Genomic DNA, 22,262 nt, shown 5'->3' on the forward strand with positions numbered 1-22,262 from the left:
CTCAGATCCAGCCCTGCTCCCACGCGTGCTGGGCCGCCGCGTGGCGGGTCTTCTTGTCCAGCTTGCGCATCGCGGTGGACAGGTAGTTGCGCACGGTGCCCGGGGCGAGGTGGAGCTCGGCCGCGATCTCCTCGATCGTGCCGCCGCCCCGGGCCGCGCGGAGCATGTCGAGCTCCCGCTCGGTCAGCGGCGACCGGTCCTCGGTGAGGGCCGACGCCGCGATCTCCGGGTCCACGTAGCGCCTGCCCTGGCCGATGTCCCTGATGATCTGGGCCAGCCGCTCCGCCGGGGTCGTCTTCGGGACGAAGCCCGAGACCCCGGCGGCCAGCGCCCGGCGCAGCACGCCGGGACGGGCGTGCCGGGTCACCAGCATGACCTTGACGTCGGGGGTCCGCTCGCGGATCAGCTCGGCCGCCCACAGGCCGTCCTGCGGGGGCATCTCCAGGTCGAGCACGGCGATGTCGGGCAGGCGGGACTCGGCGAGCGCGACCGCGTCGGCGCCGTTGTCGGCCTGGGCGATCACGGTGAGGTCCGGTTCCAGCCCGAGGAGGACGGCGAGCGCTTCGCGCACGAGCGTCTCGTCGTCGGCGACCAGGAGCCGGATCATCGCAGCACCGCCTTCCGCGGTGACGCCGCCTCGGGCGGCGGTTTCGCCCGCGACGGCGCCGGCGGATTCGGCACGGTGGCCGTGAGCACGAAGCGGTCGCCGCCATGGCGGTGCTCGAGCCGGCCGCCCGCCTCGGCGAACCGGTCCGCCAGCATCGTCAACCCGTTCCCCGCCTGCGCGGGCGCGGGCGCGCCGTTGTTGGCGACGGTCACCGTGACCGCCCCATCGGCCTCGACGATGGACATGTCGGCGGCCGTGGGCTCGGCGTGCCGGATCAGGTTCGTCGTCGCCTCCCGCACCAGCATGCCCAGCAGCTTCTCGGTGTCCGCGTGCAGCGGCGGCGGATCCGCCGGCACCGTCGCCTGGACGCCCGCGGACTTGAGGATCCTCGCGGCCGAATCGAGCTCGTCGGCCAAAGCGACCTTGCGGTACCCGCCCACGACCGCCCGCGTGTCCTTGAGCGCCGCCCGCGCCAGTTCCTCCACGGCCCGCATCTCGCCCTCGGCCCGCTCCGGGTCCACCGCGACGAGCCGCCGCGCCACCTGGGCCTTCAAGGTGATCGCCTGCAGGTTCCCGCCCTGGATGTCGTGCAGCTCGGCCGCGAACCGCAGCCGCTCCTCGGCGACCGCGAGATCCGCGGCCAGCCCGCGCGCCTTCTCCAGCTCCAGCGCCACCTGGTAGTGCCACAGCTGGCAGACCACGCCCATGCCGATCGCGGGCACCACGACGACCGCCATGAACACCGCCTCCGGCTCGAACAGGCCCGACCGCGCCAGCACCGCGACCGCGACGAGTGTGACCAGCGACGCCCACGAGAGGGCCCGCGCCCGCCTTCCCGGCCTCGCCCACAACGCGAACTCCGCCGCGAGCAGCCCGGCGGGCGCCGCCCAGGACGGCCCGATCGCGCCCGCACTCGCCTCGACCGCCGCGCCGAGCACCAGCACCGACAGCGACGCGCCCCAGAGGATCCGCCGCCGCAGCGGACCCCGTCCGTGCCAGTGGAGCGCCAGCGCGGCCGTGCACAGCACGACCGACACGGTGACGGCCCCGGCCGCCAACGCCAACTCCGCGCCGACCAGCTCCGAATTGGCCATGAACATCGCCGCCATGAACAGCGCTCCCGGCCCGGAGCCGATCACGGTGACGAAGGTGTACGCGCGCAGGCGGCGCAGGTCTCGCGTGGACTGCTCGACTTCAAGAGGCACCCCGCGATTCAACCACCCCGGCGCCGTATGACATTCGTCAGATCTGCCGCACATGTTTCTCACCTGGACCGATGCGGTTCCGGCACTACCGGCGCGACCTCCCGAACCGCAGGATTGAGGGCATGAACGCCATCACCCACGAGCCCGGGCCCGCCGTCGAGATCCGCGACCTCTCCTGCCGCTACGGCTCCTTCACCGCCGTGGACCGCGTGTCCTTCGCCGTCGGGCCCGGGGAGCTGTTCGCGCTCCTGGGCACCAACGGCGCCGGCAAGACCACCACCATCGAGACCGCGATCGGCATGCGCCGCCCCGCCGCCGGTTCGGCGCGCGTCCTCGGCCGCGACCCCTATCGGCACCGCCGCGACCTCGCCGGCGCCGTCGCCGTGATCGGCCAGGAGACGGGCTTCGCCGACGACCTCACCGCCGCCGAGACCATCAAGCTCTGGACCGACCTGCACCGCCTTCCCTCGCAGAGCGACGCGCTCCTCGAACGGGTCGACCTCGCCCACCGCGCCGCCGTCCGCGTCGGCGCCCTCTCCGGCGGCGAACGCCGCCGGCTCGACCTCGCGCTGGCCCTCGCCACGAGCCCGACCGTCCTGTTCGCCGACGAGCCGACCACCGGCCTCGACCCCGCCTCGCGGCGGCGCACGTGGGGCCTGCTGCGCGAGCTCACCCAGCGCGGCACCGCCGTCGTGCTCACCACCCACTACCTGGACGAGGCCGCCGAACTCGCCGACCACGTGGCGATCATGGACCGCGGCCGCATCGCCCGCTTCGGCACCGTCGCCGAGATCACCGCCGCCTATGAAGCCAGGATCTCGATGCGGCCCAAGCCCTTCGATCCGCTCGCGCTGCCCGCGCTCGCCGGTCGGACCTCAGTGGACGACGGCCTGCTCACCGTCCGCACCACCGAGCTCCAAGCCGATCTTCACCGCCTCCTCGACTGGGCCGCCCGCACCGGCGTGGACCTGGCGGACCTGAAGGCCGGACCGGCCACCTTGGACGAGATCTTCGCCGAACTCGAAGCCGAGCCCACCGCGACCCCGTGACGCCGCCGACCGCCTCGCCTGCGGCACCTGACCGCCGACCCGCCACCGCCGTCCCATCGCATCACCGAAACCCGCCCGAGCGCCCTCAAGGCCGCCATCCGAGACTGGAGTTCCCCATGACCGTTCTCACGCTCGCCGTCGCCGAGAGCCGGCTGATCCTGCGCAACCGCACCGTCCTGCTCACCGCGGCGGTCCTCCCGCTGATCTTCGGGCTCCTCCTGAGCCGCTCGAACCTCGCCGGACAAGCGCCGAGCGCGGGCCCGATCGCCGCCATGCAGATGGTGATGCTCCTGGTCTTCGGCCTGTTCATGGCCATCACGATGACGCTCACCGCCCGACGCCAGCAGCTCTACCTCAAGCGGCTGCGGACCTCCCCGGCCTCCACCGCGTCGATCGTGGCCGGACTGGCGAGCCCGCTCGCCCTCATCGTGCTGGCGCAGACCGCCGTCGTCCTGGCCGTCACCGCCTGGGACTCGGGGAGCGCGCCGGTCCACCCCGCCCTGCTGGTGCTCGCGTTCGTGAACGGCGCCGTGACGATGACGGCCTTCGGCTTCCTCACCGCCTCCTTCACCAAGACCCCCGAAGCCGCGCAGATCACCGTGCTGCCCGGGATGCTGGTGTTCATGGCCGGCGTCTTCCTGTCCTTCGCCCCGGGGGAGGGCCCGGCCGCCGCGCTCCGCTCGGCGATTCCGGGTGCGGCGCTGGCCGAGCTGACCGTCACGGCCTGGGACGGCGCCGCCGACGGCGCCTTCGCCTCGATCGCGGAGCCGCTGCTGGTGTCGACCGCGGTCGCCCTCCTCGCCTCGGTGATCGCCGCGAAGCTCTTCCGCTGGCAGCCCCGAGCCTGAAGCGCACCGTCCCCATCGATGGGAATCGAGCATGCCGATGTTCCTCGAAGAGTTCAAGAACTCGCTGTTCTACTCCCGACTCCCGACGCGCTGGAGTGTCGAGGCCGCCGTCGCCGCGTTCTCGCTCGCGTTCCTCGTCGGCGCGCTCCTGCTGCTGGACGCCGACCCGAGGACGCTGGCGGTGATCGGCGCGATCGGCGTCGTCTGGTTCGGCTCGCGGATCGCCATCGTCGCGGTCAGGGGCCGCGCCGGCAGGAACCGCCGAACTTGAACCGGCGCAGTGGCCTGTTGGTGCCATCCGCCATCGACCGAACAGATGATTAACAAGAACGATCCTCAGAACCCTTGCCGCTCAGGGCCTTCGGGCCCTAGCGTGAAACCACGGCCGCGGAGCGCCGTGCCCGGGAACCGACCCCCGCGACCGCGGCATCCCGAACGATTGCGCCTTCGACCTGAGCCCCCGAACGATTGAGCCCCCGAACGATTGAGCCCCCGAACGACACGCCCCTGCAACTACTCCGGTGCCCGCTCCCCAGATCCGGGGGAGCGGGCACCGGCCTGATCCTCGGGGACGCGCTCGCTCAAGCGGCCGAGCAGGTCACCGTCGGGGCCGTGCTCGGACCGGACGCCATGAACCCGAAGCCCTCGCGGGACCGGCCGGCCGCGAACGGGTCGGCGTTGCCGTCGGCCGGCGGCGTCCACGGTCCGGCGGGGCGGGAACGACGGGGGCCCGATCGGCCGCTTCCTTCGGTACAGTCCGGGCATGACCCTCACCGACGACCAAGGCCGCCCCGAACCGCCCGTCGCGGGGAACGAGGCCGACACCCTCCTGGGCTTCCTCGAGTTCCAGCGCGCCACCTTCGCGTGGAAGACGGCCGGGCTCGACGCCGCAGGGCTCGGGCGCACCGTCGCCGCCTCGAGCATGACCCTCGGCGGCATGCTCAAGCACCTGGCCCGGGTCGAGACCGCCTGGTTCACCCGGTCGATGTTCGGCCGCCCGATGGGGGAGCCCTGGGACTCGGTGGACTGGAGGGCCGATCGCGACTGGGAGTGGCACTCGGCCGCCGCCGACACCCCCGAGGCGCTGCGCGAACTGTGGGAGCACAGCGTCGAGGGGGCGCGCGCCGCCGTCGCCGAGGCGCTCGATCACGGCGGCCTCGACAGGCTCGCCGCCCGCGCCTGGGCGGACGGCCGCACGCCGTCGCTGCGCTGGATCCTGGTCCACATGATCGAGGAGTACGCGCGGCACAACGGCCACGCCGACCTCATCCGCGAGGCGATCGACGGGCAGACCGGCGAGTGACCGCAGCGGCCCGCGCCCCGCGGGCCCGACCGTCCTTCGGCGACAGTGGACGGATTCCGTCCCGCGCAGGACTTCTCTCGACACCGCGATTGCGCTACGGTACGAAGGCGTCACCCCTTCTGGCGTCGGACGCCAACGCAGAGAGGACACTCCATGCGCCGGACCACCGCTCGACTGCGCCTCCTCAACGCCCTCCTCGCCCCCGCCGCCAGGGCGCGCCACGATCCCGATCGCGCCTTCGACGGCCTCCTGGAGGCCGAGCGCTCCGCGAATCCGGGCGTCGCCCTCACCGAGGAGGACGAGTCCGAGCTCGGGCACCTGCGCCGCTTCCTCGGGTTCGCCGCCGAGGTCGAGTCCCTCAGCGGCGTCGGCTGGCTCTCGGTGCGGGACATGGTGCAGACCCGCATCCGCAACCGCTTCGTCGTCCGCCGCCTCCAGGCCGAGCACCCCGAGATCCGCGACGAGCGGATCGAGGCGCCGGTCTTCGTCATCGGCCTGCCCCGCACGGCGACCACGCTGACCCACAAGATCCTCGCCAACGCGCCCGGCGGGCGCGGGCCGTACATGTGGGAGATGGACAACATCGGCCTGCCGCGGCCGGAGGAGGAGGCCGCCCGACTCCGCAGGAAGACGCAGCGGCGCCTCGACCAGATCCTCGCGCTGAGTCCCTCGTGGTCGCGGATCCACCCGGTCCGCGCCGACTGGGTCGAGGAGATCTACTTCCTGCTCAACCAGAGCCGCCTGCACAACACGATGGCGCCCATGCCGGGCTACCTCGAGTTCCTGCGCTCCTACGACGCCAGGCCCGACTACCGCTTCGTGCGCGACGTGCTCCAGATCCTCCAGTTCCGCCGCCCCGCCCGGCGCTGGATGCTCAAGCATCCCGACTGCCTGGCCGAGACCGCGGCGATCCACCATGTCTTCCCCGACGCCAAGTTCGTGTGGACCCATCGCGACCCGCACACCGTCATGGGCTCCATGTGCTCGATGGCCGAGTCCCTCGGCTACCTGCACAACCGGCCGAAGGCGGTGGACCCGCACCGGATCGGACGGCTCTGGCTCGAGATCCTGCCGGAGATGGTCGAGCGGGCCCGGCGCGAACGCGCCCTGATGCCGAGAGAGGCGACGGTGGACGTGGCCTATCACGTGATGATGGCCGACCCGTTCAAGTACGTGCCGGAACTGTTCGACCAGCTCGACCTGAAATGGACGGACACGGACGAGCGCAACCTCGAAGAGGCCCTCAACCGCCCGCGGGACCAGCGCGGCCACGAGTACTCGATGGTGCACTACGGCCTCGTGCCGGCGATGATCGACGAGGCCTTCGGCGACTACGGGCTGTTCGTGGACAACCTCACCGCGGGCGCGAAGCGCTGACCGCGCTCACGCGAACGCGACGCCGTCGAGCGCGATGCCGCGGAACGCGGCGAGCCGCTCGGCCTCGGCCACGACCGCTTTCCGCTCCCTCTCGCTGAGCGCGCGCCAGGGTTCGACGGCGACGGTGAACCGCTTCCCGGTCTTGCGCGGCCGCCACAGGCCCGCCACCTCGCCGTCGACGAGGACGGCGCCGGGGCGGCCGAGCACGGGCCACAGCGCCTTGACGCGGGCCGGGTCGGCGACGAGCGTCGACCGGTCGCGGGCCTGGAGGAACAGGTCGTAGGGGCCCAGCAGCCGCGTCCCGGACGCCTCGGCCCCGTGGAGGGCCTCCCGGTCGGCGTCGAGGATCCAGCGGGTCTCGCCCTCGACCTGCACCTCGACCGCGTCCTCGGGCCAGTGGTCCTTGACCTCCCTGACCGGCGCGTCGATGTACTCGGCGACCTGCTTGACGGTGGCGGGGCCGCACAGCCGCAGGTAGGCGCGGATCGGGTCGAGCCGGTCCGCGAACGACGCGGCGGCCTGGAATCCGGGCAGGGGCCGCAGCACCGGCGGGGAGGTGTCGGGCTCCAGCTCCAGCCCGGCCTGGACCGCCGAGAGCCGGAACGGCTGCTCGTAGAGGTGCACGGCGTCGCACGAGCGGCAGAACCGCTGGTAGGGCTCGGGCATGACCTCGTGCAACCGGGCGGACACCTCACCTTTGACCATGGGGGCCTTGACGATGGCGCGCATCTGGGCCGCCACGGCGTCGAGGGCGTCGAGGACCGGGATGCCCGCGGCCTTGAGCGGCCGGGCCGCGTCGAAGATCCGTTTGGACGCGTCGGCCTCCGAGCGGGGCGCGGTCGCCGCCGCGACCTGGGCGGCGTCGTCCCGCCGATACGCGTGTGGCGCGCCGCGCAGCGTCCAGAACCACACCAGTCCCTCGCGGCCCCGTCCGGTGCCGCCGAGCGATGCCGTGTCGACGCCGCGGATCGCCAGCGCCCACAGCGCCCCGTCGGGGCCGGTGTCCTGCGCGCCGAGGTCGAGGATCGCGGTGCCGGCGACGTCGCCGTGCTCGCGGTCGAGCTGCTGGACGTGCATCCGGTACCGCAGGACCTGCTGCAGATTGATCATGCACCCACCGTAGCGCCGCAGTACGACACCCGGAGTGACCGCGGCCGACGGCCGCGGTCGTGCGGTCGCGGAATTCGCGGCGGCAGACCGATGATTCCGGGTGACCGGCCTCGTCTCAATTGGCAAGAGCCCGATACCCCCGGAAGGACGAGTCACCATGACCGCCAAGCACAACCTCACTGACGACACGGTCCCCGCCGCCACTGCGAACGAGGGCCCCGGCCGCGCCTTGAACATCACGCTCTGGATCCTCCAGGGCCTGCTGGGCGCGTTCATGATCTTCGCCTCTGCCGCGCCGAAGCTCTTCGGCCACGAATCCACCGTCGCGAGTTTCGACCTCATCGGCTGGGGCGACTGGTTCGTGTACTTCGTGGGCGCCGTGGAGCTGGCCGGCGGGATCGGCCTGCTCATCCCGCGCCTCTCCGGCCTGGCCGCGATCGGCTTGAGCCTGCTCATGGTCGGCGCGGCGGTCTTCAACGCCACCACCCTCGACTTCCCCGTCTTCACCCCGCTCATCCTGCTGGCCCTGTTCGTCTTCATCGCGTGGGGCCGCTGGTACCAGACCAAGCGCTGCTTCAAGCACGGTTTCAAGCCGGTGCGTTGACCGACCCAGGAGAGGAAAGGGGCCGGTGGCGATGCCACCGGCCCCTTTCCGTGCGCAGCGCAGCCCGTCCGACCGCCCATGCCAATCGAAACATGCACCTGCTAACATTCATTTGCAGGTATTGGAGGCCGGTGTGGACGAAGACATCCCGACCGGGGACGAGCTGGTCGCGCTCCTGGCGACCCTCGCCAGCCCGCACCGCATGCGGGTCGTCGCCGCGCTCGCGGGCGGACGCAACTACGTGAGCCAGCTGGCGCGCGATCTCGGCATCAGCCGGGCGCTGCTCCAGGTGCACCTCAAGAAACTGGAAGCGTCCGGACTGGTCGTCTCGTCCCTCGAAGTGTCGGAGGACGGCAAGGCCATGAACTACTACGAGCTCGTCCCGTTCTCCGTGCGCCTCACCCCCGAGACCATCGAGCGCGCCTCTGCGACGCTCACCCCCTAGAAAGGACTTCGCATGGAAAGCGCTTGGGAGTTTCAGGAAGTCATCGGCACGGTCGGGTTCTTCGTGCTGCTCATCGGCGTGGTGTTCTCCTTGATCTGGCGCAGCGCCTTCATCAAGCGGGTCAAACTGCAGCACCGGCACGACGACCGCTACAACGAGCTCGCCGCGAAGGCCGAGGAGGGCCAGGCCGCACTGGCCGAGCAGCTCAAGGCCATCGACGAGCGCCTCGCCCGCATCGAGGCGAGCAACGTCTCGATCGAGAACACCCTGAAAGTCGTGGAGTAGCACTCCGGAAGCGGCCCCGGACCGACGAGCGGCAACTCGACGGCCCGGGGCCGGGCATCGACCGCCGGGCGGCAACCCGGCGGCATTCACCCAGGGGCCGGTCCACCTTCTGCAAGGTTCCGCAGGATCGGCCCCGCACGAACAGGAAAGCAGATCGTGCCGCACGACATCACCGCAGACCCCCCGACCCGTGAAACCCCTGCGACCCGGCCCGCTGCGGTCGCCGCGATCGCCGACTGGTCCGCGCGCCACCGCGCGCTCGCCATCGGCGGCTGGCTCGCCCTCGTGGCCCTCGCCGTCCTCTCCGGCGCGATCCCCCCGGGGGAGCAGGCCGACGCCCGCGACCCCGGCGAGGCCGGCGTCGCCGAGGACCGCATCGACGCCGCCGGCGGTTACGCCGTCCGCGAGAACGTCCTCATCGCCGCGGACGGCGACTTCGCCGACGACCCCGCGGCCGTGGCCGCCGCCGAGGACCTCGTCGCCGCGCTGACCGCGATCCCCGAAGCCGTGGACGGCATCGGCTCGCCGCTCGGCGAGCACGGCGAACGGTGGATCGCCGCCGACGGCGACGCCGCCCTCGTCACCTTCGCGATCCTCGGCCCCGACGCGGCCTACGACGCGAACCTCCGGGCCGTCCTCGACGCGGTCGCGTCCGTCCAGGCCGCGCATCCCGGCGTCGCCGTCCTGCAGGCCGGTGACGCGACGCTCTCGGGCGCGGTCGACGCCGGCATCAAGGACGACATGCGCCGCGCCGAGACCACGTCGCTCCCGCTCACGATCCTCGTGCTCCTCGCCGTCTTCGGCTCCCTCGTCGCCGCCGGGCTCCCGCTGCTGCTGGCCGCCACCAGCGTCGCCGGCGCCTTCGGGCTCCTCCGGCTCCTCGGCCACTGGGTCCCCTTCAACAGCGCCGGATCCGCGATCGTCCTGCTCATCGGCATGGCCGTCGGCATCGACTACTCGCTGTTCTACCTGCGCCGCTTCCGCGAGGAGCGCGCCGCGGGCCAGGCCCCGGCCGCCGCGCTCGCCACCACCGCGCGCACGTCGGGCCACGTCGTCGTCGCCTCCGGCCTCACCGTGATCGTCTGCATGAGCGGCCTGCTCATCACCGGCATCGACGTCCTCAAGGGACTCGCTCTCGGCACGGTCCTCGTCGTCGGGCTCGCGGTGCTCGGCTCGGTCACGTTCCTGCCCGCGCTCCTCGCCGCGCTGCGCCACCGCGTCGACGCCGCCCGCCTGCCCTGGCTCGGCAGGCGCCGCATCAAGGCCGAGCCCTCCCGGTTCTGGGGCCGCGTCGCCGCAAGCGTCGTCCGCCGCCCGCTCGCCACCGGCGGCCTCGCCGCCGTCCTCCTCGCCATCGCCGCCACCCCCGTCCTGGGCCTGCGCCTGCAGGACGCGGCGGTCACCGCGAGCCTCCCGCCCGGCGCCTCACCCGCCGTCGACGCCGCGGTCGCCATGCAGGAGCACTTCCCCGGCGCGGCCACCGCGGCCCGCGTCGCGGTCGCCCCCGACGGGAACGGCGCGCTCGACCCGGCCGCGGTCGACGCCGCCGTCGAGGCCCTCCACGCGGCCGCCGCCGCGAGCGACGGCAGGCTCCTCGAACCGATCACCGCCACCGCGGTCGGCGACGCCGTCGTCGTGCGGGTCCCCCTCGCCGGAGCCGTGACCGACCCCGAAGCCGACGCCGCCCTCGCCCACCTGCGCGAGGAGGCCCTCCCGGCCGCGTTCGGACCCGTCGAAGGCGCCGACGTCGCCGTCACCGGCAAGACCGCGCTCCCGCACGACTTCACCCGGCAGCTCTCGGCCCGCGCCCCGTGGGTCGTCGCGTTCATCCTCCTGCTCGCCTTCGCGCTCCTGGCCGTGACGTTCCGGTCCTGGGCGATCCCGCTCGCCTCGATCGCGCTCAACCTCCTGTCCATCGGCGCGGCCTGCGGCGCGCTCGCCTGGGTCTTCCAAGGCGGTCACCTCGAAGGCGTCCTGGGCTTCACCTCGTACGGCGGCGTGGTCGGCTGGATCCCGCTGTTCATGTTCATCATCCTGTTCGGACTGAGCATGGACTACCACATCTTCGTGCTCAGCCGCGTGGCCGAACGCCGTCGCGCCGGGGCCGCGAACCGGGACGCGATCGTCGGCGGCGTCGCGGCCAGCGCCGGCGTCGTCTCCGGCGCCGCGCTCATCATGACCGGCGTGTTCTCGGTGTTCGTGACGCTCTCGGCGATCGAGTACAAGATGCTCGGCCTCGGCATGGCGCTGGCGATCCTCATCGACGCGACGGTGGTGCGCGGGGTGCTGCTCCCGGCGGCGATGTCCCTCATGGGCGACCGCGCCTGGGGCAAGGCGGTTCCCACCGGAGGATGAGGCGCGGACCGCCGCTACTCCACAGGTTGCGGACCGGAGCCGACTCCGGAGGGATGTGCCGGGCGGGCGCGTGCCCCTAGCGTCGGCCCTCCACCGACCCAAGGAGGGACCATGCGCAGAACAGCGCGAATCACCGCCGTGATCGCCGCCGCCGCGGCGCTGCTGACGGCGGGCACGGCCGCCGCCGACGACCGGGGCGGGCCCCGGGACGACCAGGCCGCGTTCGACGAGCTGCGGGAGCGCCAGGAGCAGGCGTGGATCGACGAGGACGGCGAGGCCTTCGCCGCCACGTTCCACGAGGACGGCGACGTGGTGGCCTTCAACGGCGACCACATGGCCGGACGGGAGGCGATCGCCGAGCGGATGCAGTACTACTTCGACGAGTACATCGAAGGCGCACGGCTGCACATGCTCAGCGAGCACGTCCGCTACGTCGAACGGGACGTGGTGGTGATCGTCCGCACCGGCTGCCAGATCGAGGAGGGCGAGACCGAGTGCCGGCCTGACTCGTTCTCCACCAACACGAACGTGCTCACCCGGGAGCACGGCGAGTGGCTCCAGACCTCGTTCCAGAACACGCGTCAGTTCGCGCTCTGACCCACGGCGACGCGAGGGGCCGCTCCGCCTGCGACGGGGCGGCCCCTCACGCGTGGGATCGGGGCGGTGCCGGGCCCCGGCCCGAGCGGCCGTCTGCTAGACATCTCCCATGTCTGAGAAACCCGGATCGCCCGCGCGCAGAAGCCTTGCGAACACGCCGCCGCTCACCGCCGGCGTCCTTTTCGGAGCCGGCCTCGCCCTCGTCACCGCGGCGGTATGGGCGGTCCAGGAGCTGGGCACCGTCATCACGGCCCTGATCGTCGCGGCCTTCCTCGCGGTCGGCCTCGAGCGCATCGTCAGCGGCATGACCAAGCGCGGCATGCCCCGCTGGCTCGCGATGACCATCCTCTTCCTCGGTCTCGTCATCGTCTTCTGCGGCGGCATCGCCGCGATCATCCCCGCGATCGTCCGCGAGTCCGCGGAATTCGTGGAGAACGCCCCCGGCTACTACGACGCGCTCATGGGCAGCCGGCTCGTCGAGCGCTTCGGCGGCGAGTCCGGTCTGCTCCAGCGCGCCGAAGGCGCCCTGACCCCCGGGAACCTCACCACGGCCCTCGGCGGGGTCGCGGGCGGCGTCGCCTCCTTCTTCGGCGGTCTCGTCTGGACGATCACCACGCTGCTGCTGACGCTCTTCATCCTCGCCGCCTACAACCAGCTCCGCCGGGGCATGGTGCGGCTCTTCGCCGCCTCCCAGCGGGAGCAGTCCGACCGCATCATCGAGGGCATCCTCCGCCAGATCGGCTCGTACCTCATCGGCGCGCTCGCGATCGGCGCCCTCGCGGGGATCTCCTCGTGGATCTTCATGGCGATCGCCGGGATCCCCTACGGCGCGCTGCTGGCGCTGCTGGTCGCCCTGCTCGACCTGATCCCGCAGATCGGCGCGACCATCGGCGCGGTGGTCGTCACGCTCGTCGCCCTCGCCGTCTCGCCGATGACGGCCGTGGCCTCGGCGATCTTCTTCATCGCCTACCAGCAGCTGGAGAACTGGGTCATCTACCCGACGGTCATGCGCAGCGCGGTGAAGGTCTCGAACCTCGCCGCGATCGTCGCCGTGCTCGTCGGCGGCACCCTGTTCGGCGTGGTCGGCATCGTCCTGTCGGTCCCGATCTACGCCGCGATCCGCTTGATCGGCAAGGAGCTCGTCCTGCCGCGGCTCGACAACTCCTGACCCCGTCCGCGACGCGATGAGGCCGGTGGCGCATACCCGCGTGCGCCACCGGCCTCATCGTGCGTTCAGGATAGAACGCCGCCGCCACTCCAAGGGTCCTGACCTCCGCGAACACCGCCGAACGCATGCCGCCGCCCTGCGATCCGCAGGGCTCGGAGCGCTTGTGCCGGCTCCGTCCTTCCGATAGATTCATTGAAATATCGGAATATATTCCGATAGTTTCGGCAGAGCCCCTTGGAGGCGAAGTGAACAGAGTCCTGGCACCGGTCGCGGTGGGCGCCCTCGCGCTGACGGCCGCCGTGGGCGCGCCCCGCCCGCGGCGCAGGCCCAAGACCCCGAGGTGATCTTCACCGGCGACTTCGCCCGGCTCGCAGCGGATCAAGGCCCTGTGGAACGCCGAGTGGAGCCAGAAGCGCGCGACCGTGACCGCCTCCGACGTCGGCTGGAACGCCCGCATCGAAGCAGGCGCCTCCAAAAAGGTCTTCGGCTTCATGGCCACCGGGCCGGCCGCCCCACTCGAATTCCCCTGTTGAGTCGCAATCGAGCTGCTCTTCCCGACCGGGCCGGTCTCCGCGGTGAAGGCCGGCCCGGCGCCATGCGACCTCCGCCCTGTCGGGAAGTCCCGCGCCGGCCCTGAGCAGCGGCAGCGGCCCGAACTCGGGAGCGTCGCGGCGTATGCCTGCAAATCGGGCATCGGCAGGCGCCCCCGAATCAACGATGACCCGAGGGTGTGACGAAACGCTGTTTGCCCGGACGCGAGCGCGGATCGTAAACTGGGGCGGCTCCGCCATGAGAGGAACCGCCCGTGTTCGGCACCGTCGACCTGTGGACGTACGTCGTCGCCACCGTCCTCATCATCCTGCTGCCCGGGCCCAACTCCCTGTACGTCCTGTCCGTCGCCTCCCGTCGCGGACGCCGCGACGGGTTCAAGGCCGCCGCCGCCGTCTTCTGCGGCGACTCGGTCCTCATGATCGCCTCCGCCGCAGGACTCGCCTCGGTCTTCGCCGCCTCGCCCCTCCTGTACGGCCTCGTCCGCTGGGCCGGCGTCGCCTACCTCTGCTACCTCGCGCTCGGCCTCATCCGCGGCGGCTGGAAGGCCTGGCGCGCCGCCCGCCGCGGCGAGCTCGTCGAGTCCAGGCTCCCGCAAGCGCCCGTCCCGAACGAGCGGCCCTTCACCCGCGCGCTCATCGCGAGCCTGCTCAACCCCAAGGCGATCCTGTTCTTCGTGTCCTTCTTCGTGCAGTTCGTGGACCCGAACTACGCTTGGCCGGTGCTCAGCTACGGCGTGCTCTTCGTGATCCTCCAGGTCTGCTCGCTCACCTACCTCTCGACGCTCATCCTCGCCGGAGACGGCCTCGCCCAGACCTTCCGGCGACGCCGCCGCCTCGCCGCCGCCGGCAACGGACTTGTCGGCGCGGTCATGATCGCCTTCGCCGCCAAGCTCGCGACCGGTTGAGCACGCGCGGAGGCGCGGACACCGACGCGGCCGACGAGCACACGCCCTGTGACATGCCACCGGCCATATGGCGCCGACGGCCGCGTCGCCCCGACCGGACCGGCCGCCGACTTCGGCCACGAACAAGGAGACCGCCCGCATGAACGTATTCCTCTGGGTCCTGCAAGGCCTGCTCGCCGCCGCGTTCATCGTGTCGGGCACCTTGAAGGCCACCCGGCCCAAAGAGCAGCTCGCCCCGACGTTCACCTGGGTGAACGACTTCCCGTCCTCGGTCGTGAAGTTCATCGGCATCACCCAGGTCGCCGCCGCGCTCGGCCTGATCCTGCCCGCGCTCACCGGCATCGCGGTCGTGCTGACCCCGCTCGCGGCCGTCGGCCTCGCCGTGGAGATGGTGCTCGCCGGGATCTACCACGCCCGCAAGGGCGAATGGTCCGCGCTTCCCACCAACGCCGTCATCCTGATCCTCGCCGCCGTCGTGGCCTGGGGCCGCTTCGGTCCCCACGCCTTCTGAGCGCCCTCCGGCCACCGCGACACGAGTGGGCGGCCGTGCCGCCGATCGGCCGCGCCCGGTCTTGACCCGGTCGAGCATCGGCAGATCGGACGGCACGGCCGCCCGGCTCTCGGCCGAGGGACGCCTGCGCGGGCATGGGGCCCGCAGGCGTCGCCCCGGCGGTTCGAAGGCCTCCTTACAGGGTGCCCAGGGTCCGCAACCCCGGGAGCGCCTTGCCGTCGAAGTCGAACAGCGCCTGGTTCTCCCAGCCGTTCCCGCTGGCCGGGTCGGCCGGGTCCCAGCCCGCGCCCTCGACGCCGGTCCAGGTGGCCTCCCACCAGAACACGCCCTTGCCGAGGCCGTTCGGGACCGCCTTGACCACGGCCGCGATCTCCTCGAGCCAGTACGACTGCGCTTCGGGGCTCGACGGGTGCCCCGGCACCGGCTCGGGGTCGGTCATGATGTTCGGATGCCCGTCCGAGTCCTCGGTGGTGAACGGATAGGCCGTCTCGACCACGTAGATCGGCTTCCCGTACCGGGTCGCCAGGTCGTTCAGGTTCGCTGCGAGCGCGGACAGCTCCCCGTGCCAGTACGGGTAGTACGAGGCGCCGATCGCGTGGAACGGCACGCCGTTCGCGACGGCGTTGTCGAAGAACCACTGGAACGCGCCGCTGTCGCCGCCCTCGGCGAGGTGCAGGATCGTCCGCGCCTTGGGGAGGACGTCGGCGACGGCGTCGCAGCCGGCGGTGAGGAGCTCGGCCATCTGCTCCAACCGGTCCCAGCGACCGTCGGGCCACAGGAGCCCGCCGTTGGTCTCGTTGCCGATCTGCACGAGGGCGGGCTTGACGCCGGCCCGTTTGAGGGCGCCGAGCACGTCCGCGGTGTGGTCGTACACGGCGGCCTTGAGGTCCGGGAACGCCAGGTCGGCCCAGGCCGCGGGCTTGAACTGCTTGCCCGGGTCGGCCCACGTGTCCGAGTAGTGGAAGTCGACCAGGAGGTCCATCCCGGCCCGCTTGGCGCGCTTGCCGAGTTCGACGACCTGGGTCTTGGTGTTGTAGCCGTCGGCGGGGTCGACCCACACCTTGGCGCGGATGCAGTTGACGCCGTGCTCGGCGAGGATCGTCACGGCGTCGCCGCGGCGGCCGTCGGCGCGGCGGTAGACCGCGCCGTAGTCCTCGTTCTTGATCAGGCCGGAGATGTCGGCGCCGCGGACGAAGCCGCCTTTGGCGGGCCGATCGGCGTGCGCCACGGCCGCAGCGGTGGTCGCGGTCGCGGCGGCGACGCCGAAGGCGCCTGCCGCGGCCAGTGCGGAACGTCGTTTCACAGGGGTTCACTCCTTGACGGTGAAAGGGTCGGTCAGAGGGGCGGAAGGATTCAGCTCCCCGCGTGCGCGAGGACGACGACCGCGCCGGCGGGCACCGGCACCCCGCGGTCGTAGGCGACGCCGGTGAGGGCGTCGGCGCCCCGGAGGTCCGGGACGAACTGCTCCTGATCGGTGTGGTTGATCAGGAAACGGAAGGGGCCGCGGCGGACGACCTCGAGCCGGTCGGGCAGTCCGGTGGGCCGCTCCACCCCCGCCGCGTCGAGCACCTCGGCGAGGAGCCCGCGCAGGCCCGTCGCATCGTCGAGCGCGGTCGCGACGTACCAGGCGGTGCCCGCGCCGACCCGGTGGCGGGTGACCGCCGGGCGGCCCGCGTCGGGCCCGTCCGTGAACGCCGCGACGGCCTCGGCCCCGTCGAGGCGCACGTGCTCGGACCAGATGCGGCCGCTCACCGGACCGGAGCGCCACCGGCTTTCGGCCGCCGCGTCGAGGGCGAGCCGCGTGCCTTCGTGGACGGGATGGAACTCCTCGACCCACAGGCCGAGCGTCTCCCGCAGCACCGAGGCGTGCTCCCCGGGGTGGACGGCGTCGTGCTCGTCGACGATCCCGGAGAAGTAGGAGACGAGCAGATGGCCGCCGCTCTCGACGTAGCCGTGGAGGTGCTTCGCGGCCGTGGCGGTGAGCAGATACGAGGAGGGCGCGACCACGGCCTTGTATCGGCCGAGGTCGGACTCGGGATGGGCGAAGTCGACGGTGACGTGCTGCTTCCACAGGGACGTGTAGTAGGCCTCGACGCGCTCGCGGAATTCGAGGTCGACCGAGGGCCGCCATTCGAGTTCGAGCGCCCACCAGGACTCCCAGTCCCACAGGATCGCCACGTCGGCGGCCACGTCGGAACCGACCACGGAGGACAGCCGCTCGAGATCGCCGCCGAGGGCGACGACGTCGCGCCAGACGTCGGTGTCGGTGCCGCCGTGGGGGAGCATCGCGGAGTGGAACTTCTCGGCGCCGGCCCGGGAGGCCCGCCACTGGAAGAACATGAGCCCGTCGGCGCCGCGCGCCACGTGGGCGAGGGAGTTGCGGCGCATCTCGCCGGGGGTCTTGGCGATGTTGCGCGGCTGCCAGTTCACCGCGGAGGTGGAGTGCTCCATGACCATCCACGGGCCGCCCGCGACGGCGCGGGTGAGGTCGGCGCTCATCGAGAGCTCGATCTCGTGCTCGTCGCGCTCGGCGACGAGGTAGTGGTTGTTGGAGACGATGTCCACCGTGTCCGACCAGCGGAAGTAGTCCATGTCCTTGCAGTTGGGCACCATGAAGTTCGTGGTGGCCGGGGCTTCGGAGTGGCGGGCGATGATCGCGCGCTGCATCTTGTAGTTCGCGATGTGCGCGTCGTTCGAGAAGCGCTTCCAGTCGAGCCGGAGCGCGGGATTGACGCCGGGCGGGGCCAGCGAGGGCGCCTCGACCTGGTCGAAGTCGCGGTACACCAGGCCCCAGAACGCGGTGCCCCAGGCGTCGTTGAGCCGGTCGACGTCGCCGTACTTCTCGGCGAGCCAGCCGCGGAAGGCCGCGGCGGAGACCTCGCAGTAGCAGTCCACATTGGCCCAGCCGTACTCGTTGTGCAGGTGCCACATCTGGACGGCCGGGTGCTTGCCGTACCGCGCGGCGAGCTGCTCCACGATGGACGCGCACGCCTCGTTGTACACCGGGTGCGAGGGGCAGACGCCGTGGCGCGAGCCGGAGGCCAGCACGCGGCCCTCGAAGTCCACGAGGCGGATCTCGGGGTGGGCCCGGCGCAGCCAGGAGGGCGGGGCCGCGGTGGGGGTGCCGAGGTCGACGCCGATGCCGTTCTCGTGGAGCAGTCCCATGATCCGGTCGAGTCCGGTCCAGTCGTACTCGCCGGGGGCGGGTTCGATGATCCCCCAGTTGAAGATCCCGAGGCTCACGAGGTTCACGCCCGCCTCGCGCATGAGGCGGACGTCCTCGTGCCAGATCTCCTCCGGCCACTGTTCGGGGTTGTAGTCGCCTCCGTAGCGAATGGTCTGCACCGCGTCTCCTGTGAGGTTCCTTGCTTCCATGCCTGTGAACGTGCACAGTACTCGACGCTCGGCTTCATCGCAACCGCCGGTCCCGCGCAAGCCTGTTTCAAAATTGTGACCGTTCCACGGCACATTCTTGCCTATGAAACCGTCATAAGGGACAAAAATAGCTTGCGAAGTGGGATTTCAGTCGCTAGATTCGTGTAAACGTTCACAGTCTGGTGGTGCGGTTCATAGACCCGACCGGACTCCCTCACCGATCGAGACAAGGACTTGACATGCGCAGCAACGGTGCTCACGCGGGACCCTCCATGAACCGACGCCACCTCCTCGCCGTCGGCGGCGGCGTCGCCGCGGCCGGGGCCCTCGCCGCCTGCGGCGGCCCCGAAGAGGAGCCGTCCGCGACCGAACTCGAATGGGACGCCGACGCCCAGCAGTACGTCATCGAAGAGGAGATCGCCTCCGGCGAGACCCCGCTCAAACTCTGGTTCGAGAACGAAGACCTGGCCGACGCCCAGATCGAGGCCTTCAAGACCGCCTTCAAGGACGTATACCCGGACATCAGGTTCGAGGTGGAGCCCGTCACCCAGAACGACGCCGTGCAGGAGATGTCCCTGGCCGGCGAGGCCGGCAACGGCGGCGACGTCTTCATGAGCTTCTACGACCAGGTCTCCCGCGCCATCTCCGAAGGCATCGCCGCCCCGCTCGGCGAGTACGAGAACGTCCTCAAGAGCCGCATGAGCGACACCTTCACCGGCGTCGTCACCGGCGAGGACGGCCAGATGTACGCCGTCCCGGTCACCACCGAGTCGATCGCCCTCATGTACAACAAGACCCTCCTCCAGGAGGTCACCGGCTCCGCGGAGCCCGCGACCACCTGGGAGGACCTCAAGGCCCTGGCCGCCGAGTACAACGACCCGTCGAGCAACCGGTGGGCCGTCCGCTGGGTCCCCGGCGAGATCTACTACTCGTACTCGGTCCTGTCCTCCATGGGCTGGCAGGTCTACCCGACGGGCGACGTCGAGCAGCCCGGCTACGACGACCCGGCCCTCGTCGAGGCCCTCGAGTACTACGCCGGCCTGCGCGAGATCTGGAACGTCCCGTCCGCCGACGCCACGCCCGAGACCGTCGAGGGCGAGTTCGCCGCCGGCGACACGCCGTACGTCATCACCGGCCCGTGGGCCTTCGCCGCCTTCGACGAGGGCGCCGCCGCCAACGGCTTCGAATACGGCGTGACCACCATCCCGGCCGCCGCCTCCGGCGACCCGGCCAGCTCCTTCGCGGGCATGCACGTCATCGCCGTCTCGGCCTACACGAAGTTCCCGGCAGCCGCCCGCGTCTTCGCGAACTTCCTCGCCTCCGACGCCGGCGCCGCCGCCCTCTACGCCACCACCGGCCAGATCCCGGCGCTCAACACCGACCTGCTCGCGAACATCGAGGGCCTCTCCGAGGACCCGCACGTCGCCGGCATCGTCGCCCAGTCCTCGCAGGCCACCCTGCTCCCGCAGGTGCCCGAGTACTTCTGGAGCACCGGCAACGAGATGACCGTCGCCGCATGGGACGCGCTCTCGACGCCGCAGGAGGCACAGAGCGCCGCCATCGCCGGCTACAACGAACTCGCCGGGCTCTAGGACCTCATCGACGATGCGCACCGCTCAACAGGGCAGTCGCCTCCCCGCACCGGTGCCGGGCCTCGCCTCGGCGCTGGTATGGGGGGCCGGCCAACTGATCAACCGCCAAGCGGGCAAGGCCGCCTTCTTCTTCGCGTTCTTCGTCGGGACCCTGGTCTGGGAGATCGCCACCGGCAACTACTACGCCGGCATGGAGTTCACGCCGCGATCCAACGGCGGCTTCTTCGTCAAAGGCCTGTGGGGCCTGACCACCCTCGGCACCCAGCCGCGGGAGATGACCGTCACCGGCCTCTCCGAGGGCGACAACTCGATCATCCTCATGGCCAACGGCCTCATCAGCCTCCTCACGCTCGCGCTCCTCGCGATCGTGTGGATCTGGAGCATCCGCGACGCCGCCCGCTACCGCGCCGCCCGCAACGCCGGAGCCGAACCGGAGCGCTCGCGCGAGTACTTCAAGAAGCTGTGGGACGGCGCGTTCGCCTACATCGCGCTCTCGCCCGGCCTCGTCCTCATCGTGTTCATGTCGGTCCTGCCGGTGCTCTTCGGCATCCTCGTGGCCTTCACCGACTACAACCGCGACAACCTCCCGCCGAAGAACCTCGTCAACTGGGTCGGCTTCGAGAACTTCGCGACCGTCTTCGCCGTCCCCTCCTGGACCGGCACCTTCCTCGGCGTCCTCGCCTGGACCTTCGTGTGGGCCATCGTCTCCACGGCGACGGCCTACGCCGCCGGATTCCTCCAGGCCGTGCTCCTCGCCAACAAGAAGGTGAAGTTCCCGCGCCTGTGGCGCTCGGTCTTCCTCCTGCCGTGGGCGGTGCCCGGCATCGTCTCGGCCCTGGTGTTCCGCTCGATGTTCAACGGCCAGTTCGGCCCCGTCAGCCAATGGCTCGTCGACGTCGGCATCACCGACGAGCGCGTCTACTGGTTCACCGACGCCTCGCAGCCGAACCTCGCCCGCGCGGTCGCGCTCCTGGTCAACCTGTGGCTGAGCTTCCCCTTCTTCATGGCCCTCATCGGCGGCGTCCTCACCAACATCCCCGACAGCTACTACGAGGCCGCCCGCATGGACGGGGCCGGACCCCTCCAGCAGCTGCGGCACATCACCCTCCCGGTGGTGCACAAGACGGTCTCGCCCCTACTGATCCTCGCGTTCGTGTCCGCCTTCAACAACTTCGGCACCATCTACTTCCTCACCCAGGGCGGGCCCGACAACGCCGACTACCGGTTCGCCGGCAGCACCGACCTGCTCATCACGTGGCTGTTCAAACTCACGTTGGACAACCGCCTCTACAACATCGGCGCGGTCATGAGCATGCTGATCTTCGTCATCGTCGGCACCATCTCGGTGTGGAACCTCAACCGCTCCAAGGCGATTCGGGAGCTGTGACCTATGAGTGACAAACTGGGCCCCCTGACCGCGGCCGCACCTCCCCGCGAGGCCGCGGCACGACCGCGCCGCCGGCGGCGCCTGAGCGGCCGCGACAAGCTCGCCGGCGCCTTCATCCACCTCGAACTGCTCGTCGTCGCCGTCATCGTGATCTTCCCGCTCATGTGGATCGTCGGCGCCTCCTTCAGCCCGGGGACCGGCCTCGCCAACGCCACGCCGATCCCCACCGACGCCACCGTCGAGCACTACGTCGACCTGTTCACCCAGACCGACTACGGGCGCTGGTACCTCAACTCGCTCTACGTCGCCACGCTCAACATGGTCGGCTCGGTCGCGCTCTCGGCCCTGTGCGGCTGGGTGTTCTCCCGCATCCGCTTCCGGGGCCGCAAGGCCGGGCTCCTGGGGATCCTCATCCTCCAGATGTTCCCGACCTTCCTGACCGCCATCGCGGTCTACATGCTGTTCCTCAACTTCGGCCTGCTCGACTCCCTCACCGGCCTGGCCCTGGTCAGCATCGCCGCGGCCCTGCCGTACAACATCTGGCTCATGAAGGGCTACACCGACAACCTGCCCGCAAGCCTGGACGAGGCCGCGGCGATCGACGGCGCGGGACGGCTCACGATCTTCCGCAGGATCGTGCTGCCGCTCATGCGCCCGATGCTGACGTTCGTGGCGATCACGCAGTTCACGGTCCCGTGGATGGACTTCATCCTGCCGCGGTTGCTCCTCCAGAGCGCCGACAAGCAGACGGTGGCCCTGGGGCTGTTCCAGATGATCGAGGACCAGTACCAGAACGCGTTCACCTCGTTCGCCGCCGGCGCGGTCCTCCTCGCCGTCCCGATCACGATCCTCTACATTCTCCTCCAGCGCTACCTGGTCACCGGCGCGAGCGCCGGGGCCGAGAAGGGATGACGGGCCATGGCAGTGCCAACTGACGGCTCGCAAGCCTCGCCGAAGGCGCCAACTGACGGCTCGCAAGCGTCGCCGA

Annotated in this window: 21 protein-coding genes and 1 pseudogene; 17 read left to right on the plus strand and 5 right to left on the minus strand. The window is 71.1% G+C overall.

Features of this window, described 5'->3' with window-relative positions; all coding sequences use genetic code 11:
• Nucleotide 1 precedes the first annotated feature (1 nt).
• Both K3N28_RS08195 and K3N28_RS08200 read right to left on the minus strand, forming a co-directional pair.
• Nucleotides 2-607 (minus strand): DNA-binding response regulator, encoded by a 606-nt coding sequence (locus tag K3N28_RS08195; RefSeq protein WP_228092003.1) that lies wholly within the window; start codon nt 605-607, stop codon nt 2-4.
• Complete coding sequence (locus K3N28_RS08200) at nt 604-1,812, minus strand: sensor histidine kinase (RefSeq protein WP_228092004.1); 1,209 nt, start codon at nt 1,810-1,812, stop codon at nt 604-606. Before K3N28_RS08200 ends, K3N28_RS08195 begins: the two co-directional genes overlap by 4 nt.
• A 122-nt stretch (nt 1,813-1,934) precedes the next feature.
• On the opposite strand from K3N28_RS08200, the gene K3N28_RS08205 reads away from it, so the two are divergent.
• From K3N28_RS08205 to K3N28_RS08225, 5 genes are all read left to right on the plus strand, one after another.
• Nucleotides 1,935-2,861 (plus strand): ABC transporter ATP-binding protein, encoded by a 927-nt coding sequence (locus tag K3N28_RS08205; protein ID WP_228092005.1) that lies wholly within the window; start codon nt 1,935-1,937, stop codon nt 2,859-2,861.
• 116 nt (nt 2,862-2,977) lie between these two features.
• The gene (locus tag K3N28_RS08210; RefSeq protein ID WP_228092006.1) at nt 2,978-3,709 is read left to right on the plus strand and encodes an ABC transporter permease; all 732 of its coding nucleotides are present in this window, start codon (nt 2,978-2,980) and stop codon (nt 3,707-3,709) included.
• 31 nt (nt 3,710-3,740) lie between these two features.
• On the plus strand, nt 3,741-3,980 hold the full coding sequence (locus tag K3N28_RS08215) for a hypothetical protein (protein ID WP_228092007.1): 240 nt from the start codon (nt 3,741-3,743) through the stop codon (nt 3,978-3,980).
• A gap of 492 nt (nt 3,981-4,472) precedes the next feature.
• Entirely contained in the window at nt 4,473-5,012 is a 540-nt protein-coding gene (locus K3N28_RS08220) for a DinB family protein (RefSeq protein WP_228092008.1), read from the plus strand.
• Between the two features lie 153 nt (nt 5,013-5,165).
• Nucleotides 5,166-6,389 (plus strand): sulfotransferase, encoded by a 1,224-nt coding sequence (locus K3N28_RS08225; protein ID WP_228092009.1) that lies wholly within the window; start codon nt 5,166-5,168, stop codon nt 6,387-6,389.
• Nucleotides 6,390-6,395: 6 nt separating this feature from the next.
• Here K3N28_RS08225 and K3N28_RS08230 read toward each other — a convergent pair whose 3' ends face one another.
• Entirely contained in the window at nt 6,396-7,499 is a 1,104-nt protein-coding gene (locus tag K3N28_RS08230) for a winged helix DNA-binding domain-containing protein (RefSeq protein ID WP_228092010.1), read from the minus strand.
• A 157-nt stretch (nt 7,500-7,656) separates the two neighbouring features.
• Between K3N28_RS08230 and K3N28_RS08235 the strand changes: the two genes are divergently transcribed.
• The 9 genes and pseudogenes from K3N28_RS08235 to K3N28_RS08275 all read left to right on the plus strand — a co-directional run bounded on the left by K3N28_RS08235 (nt 7,657) and on the right by K3N28_RS08275 (nt 14,920).
• The gene (locus tag K3N28_RS08235; RefSeq protein ID WP_228092011.1) at nt 7,657-8,103 is read left to right on the plus strand and encodes a DoxX family protein; all 447 of its coding nucleotides are present in this window, start codon (nt 7,657-7,659) and stop codon (nt 8,101-8,103) included.
• Between the two features lie 133 nt (nt 8,104-8,236).
• Nucleotides 8,237-8,548, plus strand: coding sequence for a winged helix-turn-helix domain-containing protein (locus K3N28_RS08240; protein WP_228092012.1), 312 nt, complete (start codon nt 8,237-8,239; stop codon nt 8,546-8,548).
• Between the two features lie 12 nt (nt 8,549-8,560).
• Nucleotides 8,561-8,833: a hypothetical protein gene (locus K3N28_RS08245; protein ID WP_228092013.1), complete on the plus strand. Its 273-nt coding sequence runs from the start codon at nt 8,561-8,563 to the stop codon at nt 8,831-8,833.
• A 156-nt stretch (nt 8,834-8,989) separates the two neighbouring features.
• On the plus strand, nt 8,990-11,188 hold the full coding sequence (locus K3N28_RS08250; protein ID WP_228092014.1) for an MMPL family transporter: 2,199 nt from the start codon (nt 8,990-8,992) through the stop codon (nt 11,186-11,188).
• A gap of 111 nt (nt 11,189-11,299) precedes the next feature.
• Nucleotides 11,300-11,785: an SgcJ/EcaC family oxidoreductase gene (locus tag K3N28_RS08255; protein WP_228092015.1), complete on the plus strand. Its 486-nt coding sequence runs from the start codon at nt 11,300-11,302 to the stop codon at nt 11,783-11,785.
• Nucleotides 11,786-11,894: 109 nt separating this feature from the next.
• Nucleotides 11,895-12,953, plus strand: coding sequence for an AI-2E family transporter (locus K3N28_RS08260; RefSeq protein ID WP_228092016.1), 1,059 nt, complete (start codon nt 11,895-11,897; stop codon nt 12,951-12,953).
• A 374-nt stretch (nt 12,954-13,327) separates the two neighbouring features.
• A pseudogene (locus tag K3N28_RS08265) lies at nt 13,328-13,486 on the plus strand (cellulose binding domain-containing protein); the annotation flags it as partial.
• A gap of 272 nt (nt 13,487-13,758) precedes the next feature.
• Nucleotides 13,759-14,409, plus strand: coding sequence for a leucine efflux protein LeuE (gene leuE, locus K3N28_RS08270; RefSeq protein ID WP_228092017.1), 651 nt, complete (start codon nt 13,759-13,761; stop codon nt 14,407-14,409).
• A 139-nt stretch (nt 14,410-14,548) separates the two neighbouring features.
• Nucleotides 14,549-14,920 carry a DoxX family protein gene (locus K3N28_RS08275; RefSeq protein WP_228092018.1) on the plus strand — a complete coding sequence of 124 codons (372 nt, stop codon included), beginning with the start codon at nt 14,549-14,551 and terminating at the stop codon, nt 14,918-14,920.
• A 175-nt stretch (nt 14,921-15,095) separates the two neighbouring features.
• Here the strand turns inward: K3N28_RS08275 and K3N28_RS08280 are convergent, their stop codons facing one another.
• Both K3N28_RS08280 and K3N28_RS08285 read right to left on the minus strand, forming a co-directional pair.
• Nucleotides 15,096-16,223 (minus strand): arabinogalactan endo-1,4-beta-galactosidase, encoded by a 1,128-nt coding sequence (locus K3N28_RS08280; protein WP_228092019.1) that lies wholly within the window; start codon nt 16,221-16,223, stop codon nt 15,096-15,098.
• Nucleotides 16,224-16,273: 50 nt separating this feature from the next.
• Nucleotides 16,274-18,265: a beta-galactosidase gene (locus tag K3N28_RS08285; protein ID WP_255640265.1), complete on the minus strand. Its 1,992-nt coding sequence runs from the start codon at nt 18,263-18,265 to the stop codon at nt 16,274-16,276.
• A gap of 302 nt (nt 18,266-18,567) precedes the next feature.
• Between K3N28_RS08285 and K3N28_RS08290 the strand changes: the two genes are divergently transcribed.
• The 3 genes from K3N28_RS08290 to K3N28_RS08300 are packed head-to-tail and all read left to right on the plus strand — an operon-like array spanning nt 18,568 to nt 22,186.
• Nucleotides 18,568-19,887 carry an extracellular solute-binding protein gene (locus K3N28_RS08290; protein ID WP_228092021.1) on the plus strand — a complete coding sequence of 440 codons (1,320 nt, stop codon included), beginning with the start codon at nt 18,568-18,570 and terminating at the stop codon, nt 19,885-19,887.
• Nucleotides 19,888-19,900: 13 nt separating this feature from the next.
• A complete protein-coding gene (locus K3N28_RS08295; protein ID WP_228092022.1) occupies nt 19,901-21,274 on the plus strand; it encodes a carbohydrate ABC transporter permease in 1,374 nt (457 codons plus the stop codon).
• Between the two features lie 3 nt (nt 21,275-21,277).
• Nucleotides 21,278-22,186 carry a sugar ABC transporter permease gene (locus K3N28_RS08300; protein ID WP_228092023.1) on the plus strand — a complete coding sequence of 303 codons (909 nt, stop codon included), beginning with the start codon at nt 21,278-21,280 and terminating at the stop codon, nt 22,184-22,186.
• Nucleotides 22,187-22,262 lie beyond the last annotated feature (76 nt).

Origin of the sequence: Glycomyces sp. TRM65418 (assembly GCF_019710475.1) — a bacterium.
Taxonomy (GTDB): domain Bacteria; phylum Actinomycetota; class Actinomycetes; order Mycobacteriales; family Micromonosporaceae; genus Glycomyces.

What these genes read in the sequence shown, in the direction of transcription:
- K3N28_RS08260 (WP_228092016.1), top strand. Translation starts at nt 11,895, where the DNA reads ATGTCTGAGAAACCCGGATCGCCCGCGCGCAGAAGCCTTGCGAACACG.
- K3N28_RS08230 (WP_228092010.1), bottom strand. Translation starts at nt 7,499, where the DNA reads ATGATCAATCTGCAGCAGGTCCTGCGGTACCGGATGCACGTCCAGCAG.
- K3N28_RS08245 (WP_228092013.1), top strand. Translation starts at nt 8,561, where the DNA reads ATGGAAAGCGCTTGGGAGTTTCAGGAAGTCATCGGCACGGTCGGGTTC.
- K3N28_RS08220 (WP_228092008.1), top strand. Translation starts at nt 4,473, where the DNA reads ATGACCCTCACCGACGACCAAGGCCGCCCCGAACCGCCCGTCGCGGGG.
- K3N28_RS08295 (WP_228092022.1), top strand. Translation starts at nt 19,901, where the DNA reads ATGCGCACCGCTCAACAGGGCAGTCGCCTCCCCGCACCGGTGCCGGGC.
- K3N28_RS08205 (WP_228092005.1), top strand. Translation starts at nt 1,935, where the DNA reads ATGAACGCCATCACCCACGAGCCCGGGCCCGCCGTCGAGATCCGCGAC.
- K3N28_RS08275 (WP_228092018.1), top strand. Translation starts at nt 14,549, where the DNA reads ATGAACGTATTCCTCTGGGTCCTGCAAGGCCTGCTCGCCGCCGCGTTC.
- K3N28_RS08210 (WP_228092006.1), top strand. Translation starts at nt 2,978, where the DNA reads ATGACCGTTCTCACGCTCGCCGTCGCCGAGAGCCGGCTGATCCTGCGC.
- K3N28_RS08235 (WP_228092011.1), top strand. Translation starts at nt 7,657, where the DNA reads ATGACCGCCAAGCACAACCTCACTGACGACACGGTCCCCGCCGCCACT.
- K3N28_RS08290 (WP_228092021.1), top strand. Translation starts at nt 18,568, where the DNA reads ATGAACCGACGCCACCTCCTCGCCGTCGGCGGCGGCGTCGCCGCGGCC.
- K3N28_RS08255 (WP_228092015.1), top strand. Translation starts at nt 11,300, where the DNA reads ATGCGCAGAACAGCGCGAATCACCGCCGTGATCGCCGCCGCCGCGGCG.
- K3N28_RS08225 (WP_228092009.1), top strand. Translation starts at nt 5,166, where the DNA reads ATGCGCCGGACCACCGCTCGACTGCGCCTCCTCAACGCCCTCCTCGCC.
- K3N28_RS08215 (WP_228092007.1), top strand. Translation starts at nt 3,741, where the DNA reads ATGCCGATGTTCCTCGAAGAGTTCAAGAACTCGCTGTTCTACTCCCGA.
- K3N28_RS08300 (WP_228092023.1), top strand. Translation starts at nt 21,278, where the DNA reads ATGAGTGACAAACTGGGCCCCCTGACCGCGGCCGCACCTCCCCGCGAG.
- K3N28_RS08195 (WP_228092003.1), bottom strand. Translation starts at nt 607, where the DNA reads ATGATCCGGCTCCTGGTCGCCGACGACGAGACGCTCGTGCGCGAAGCG.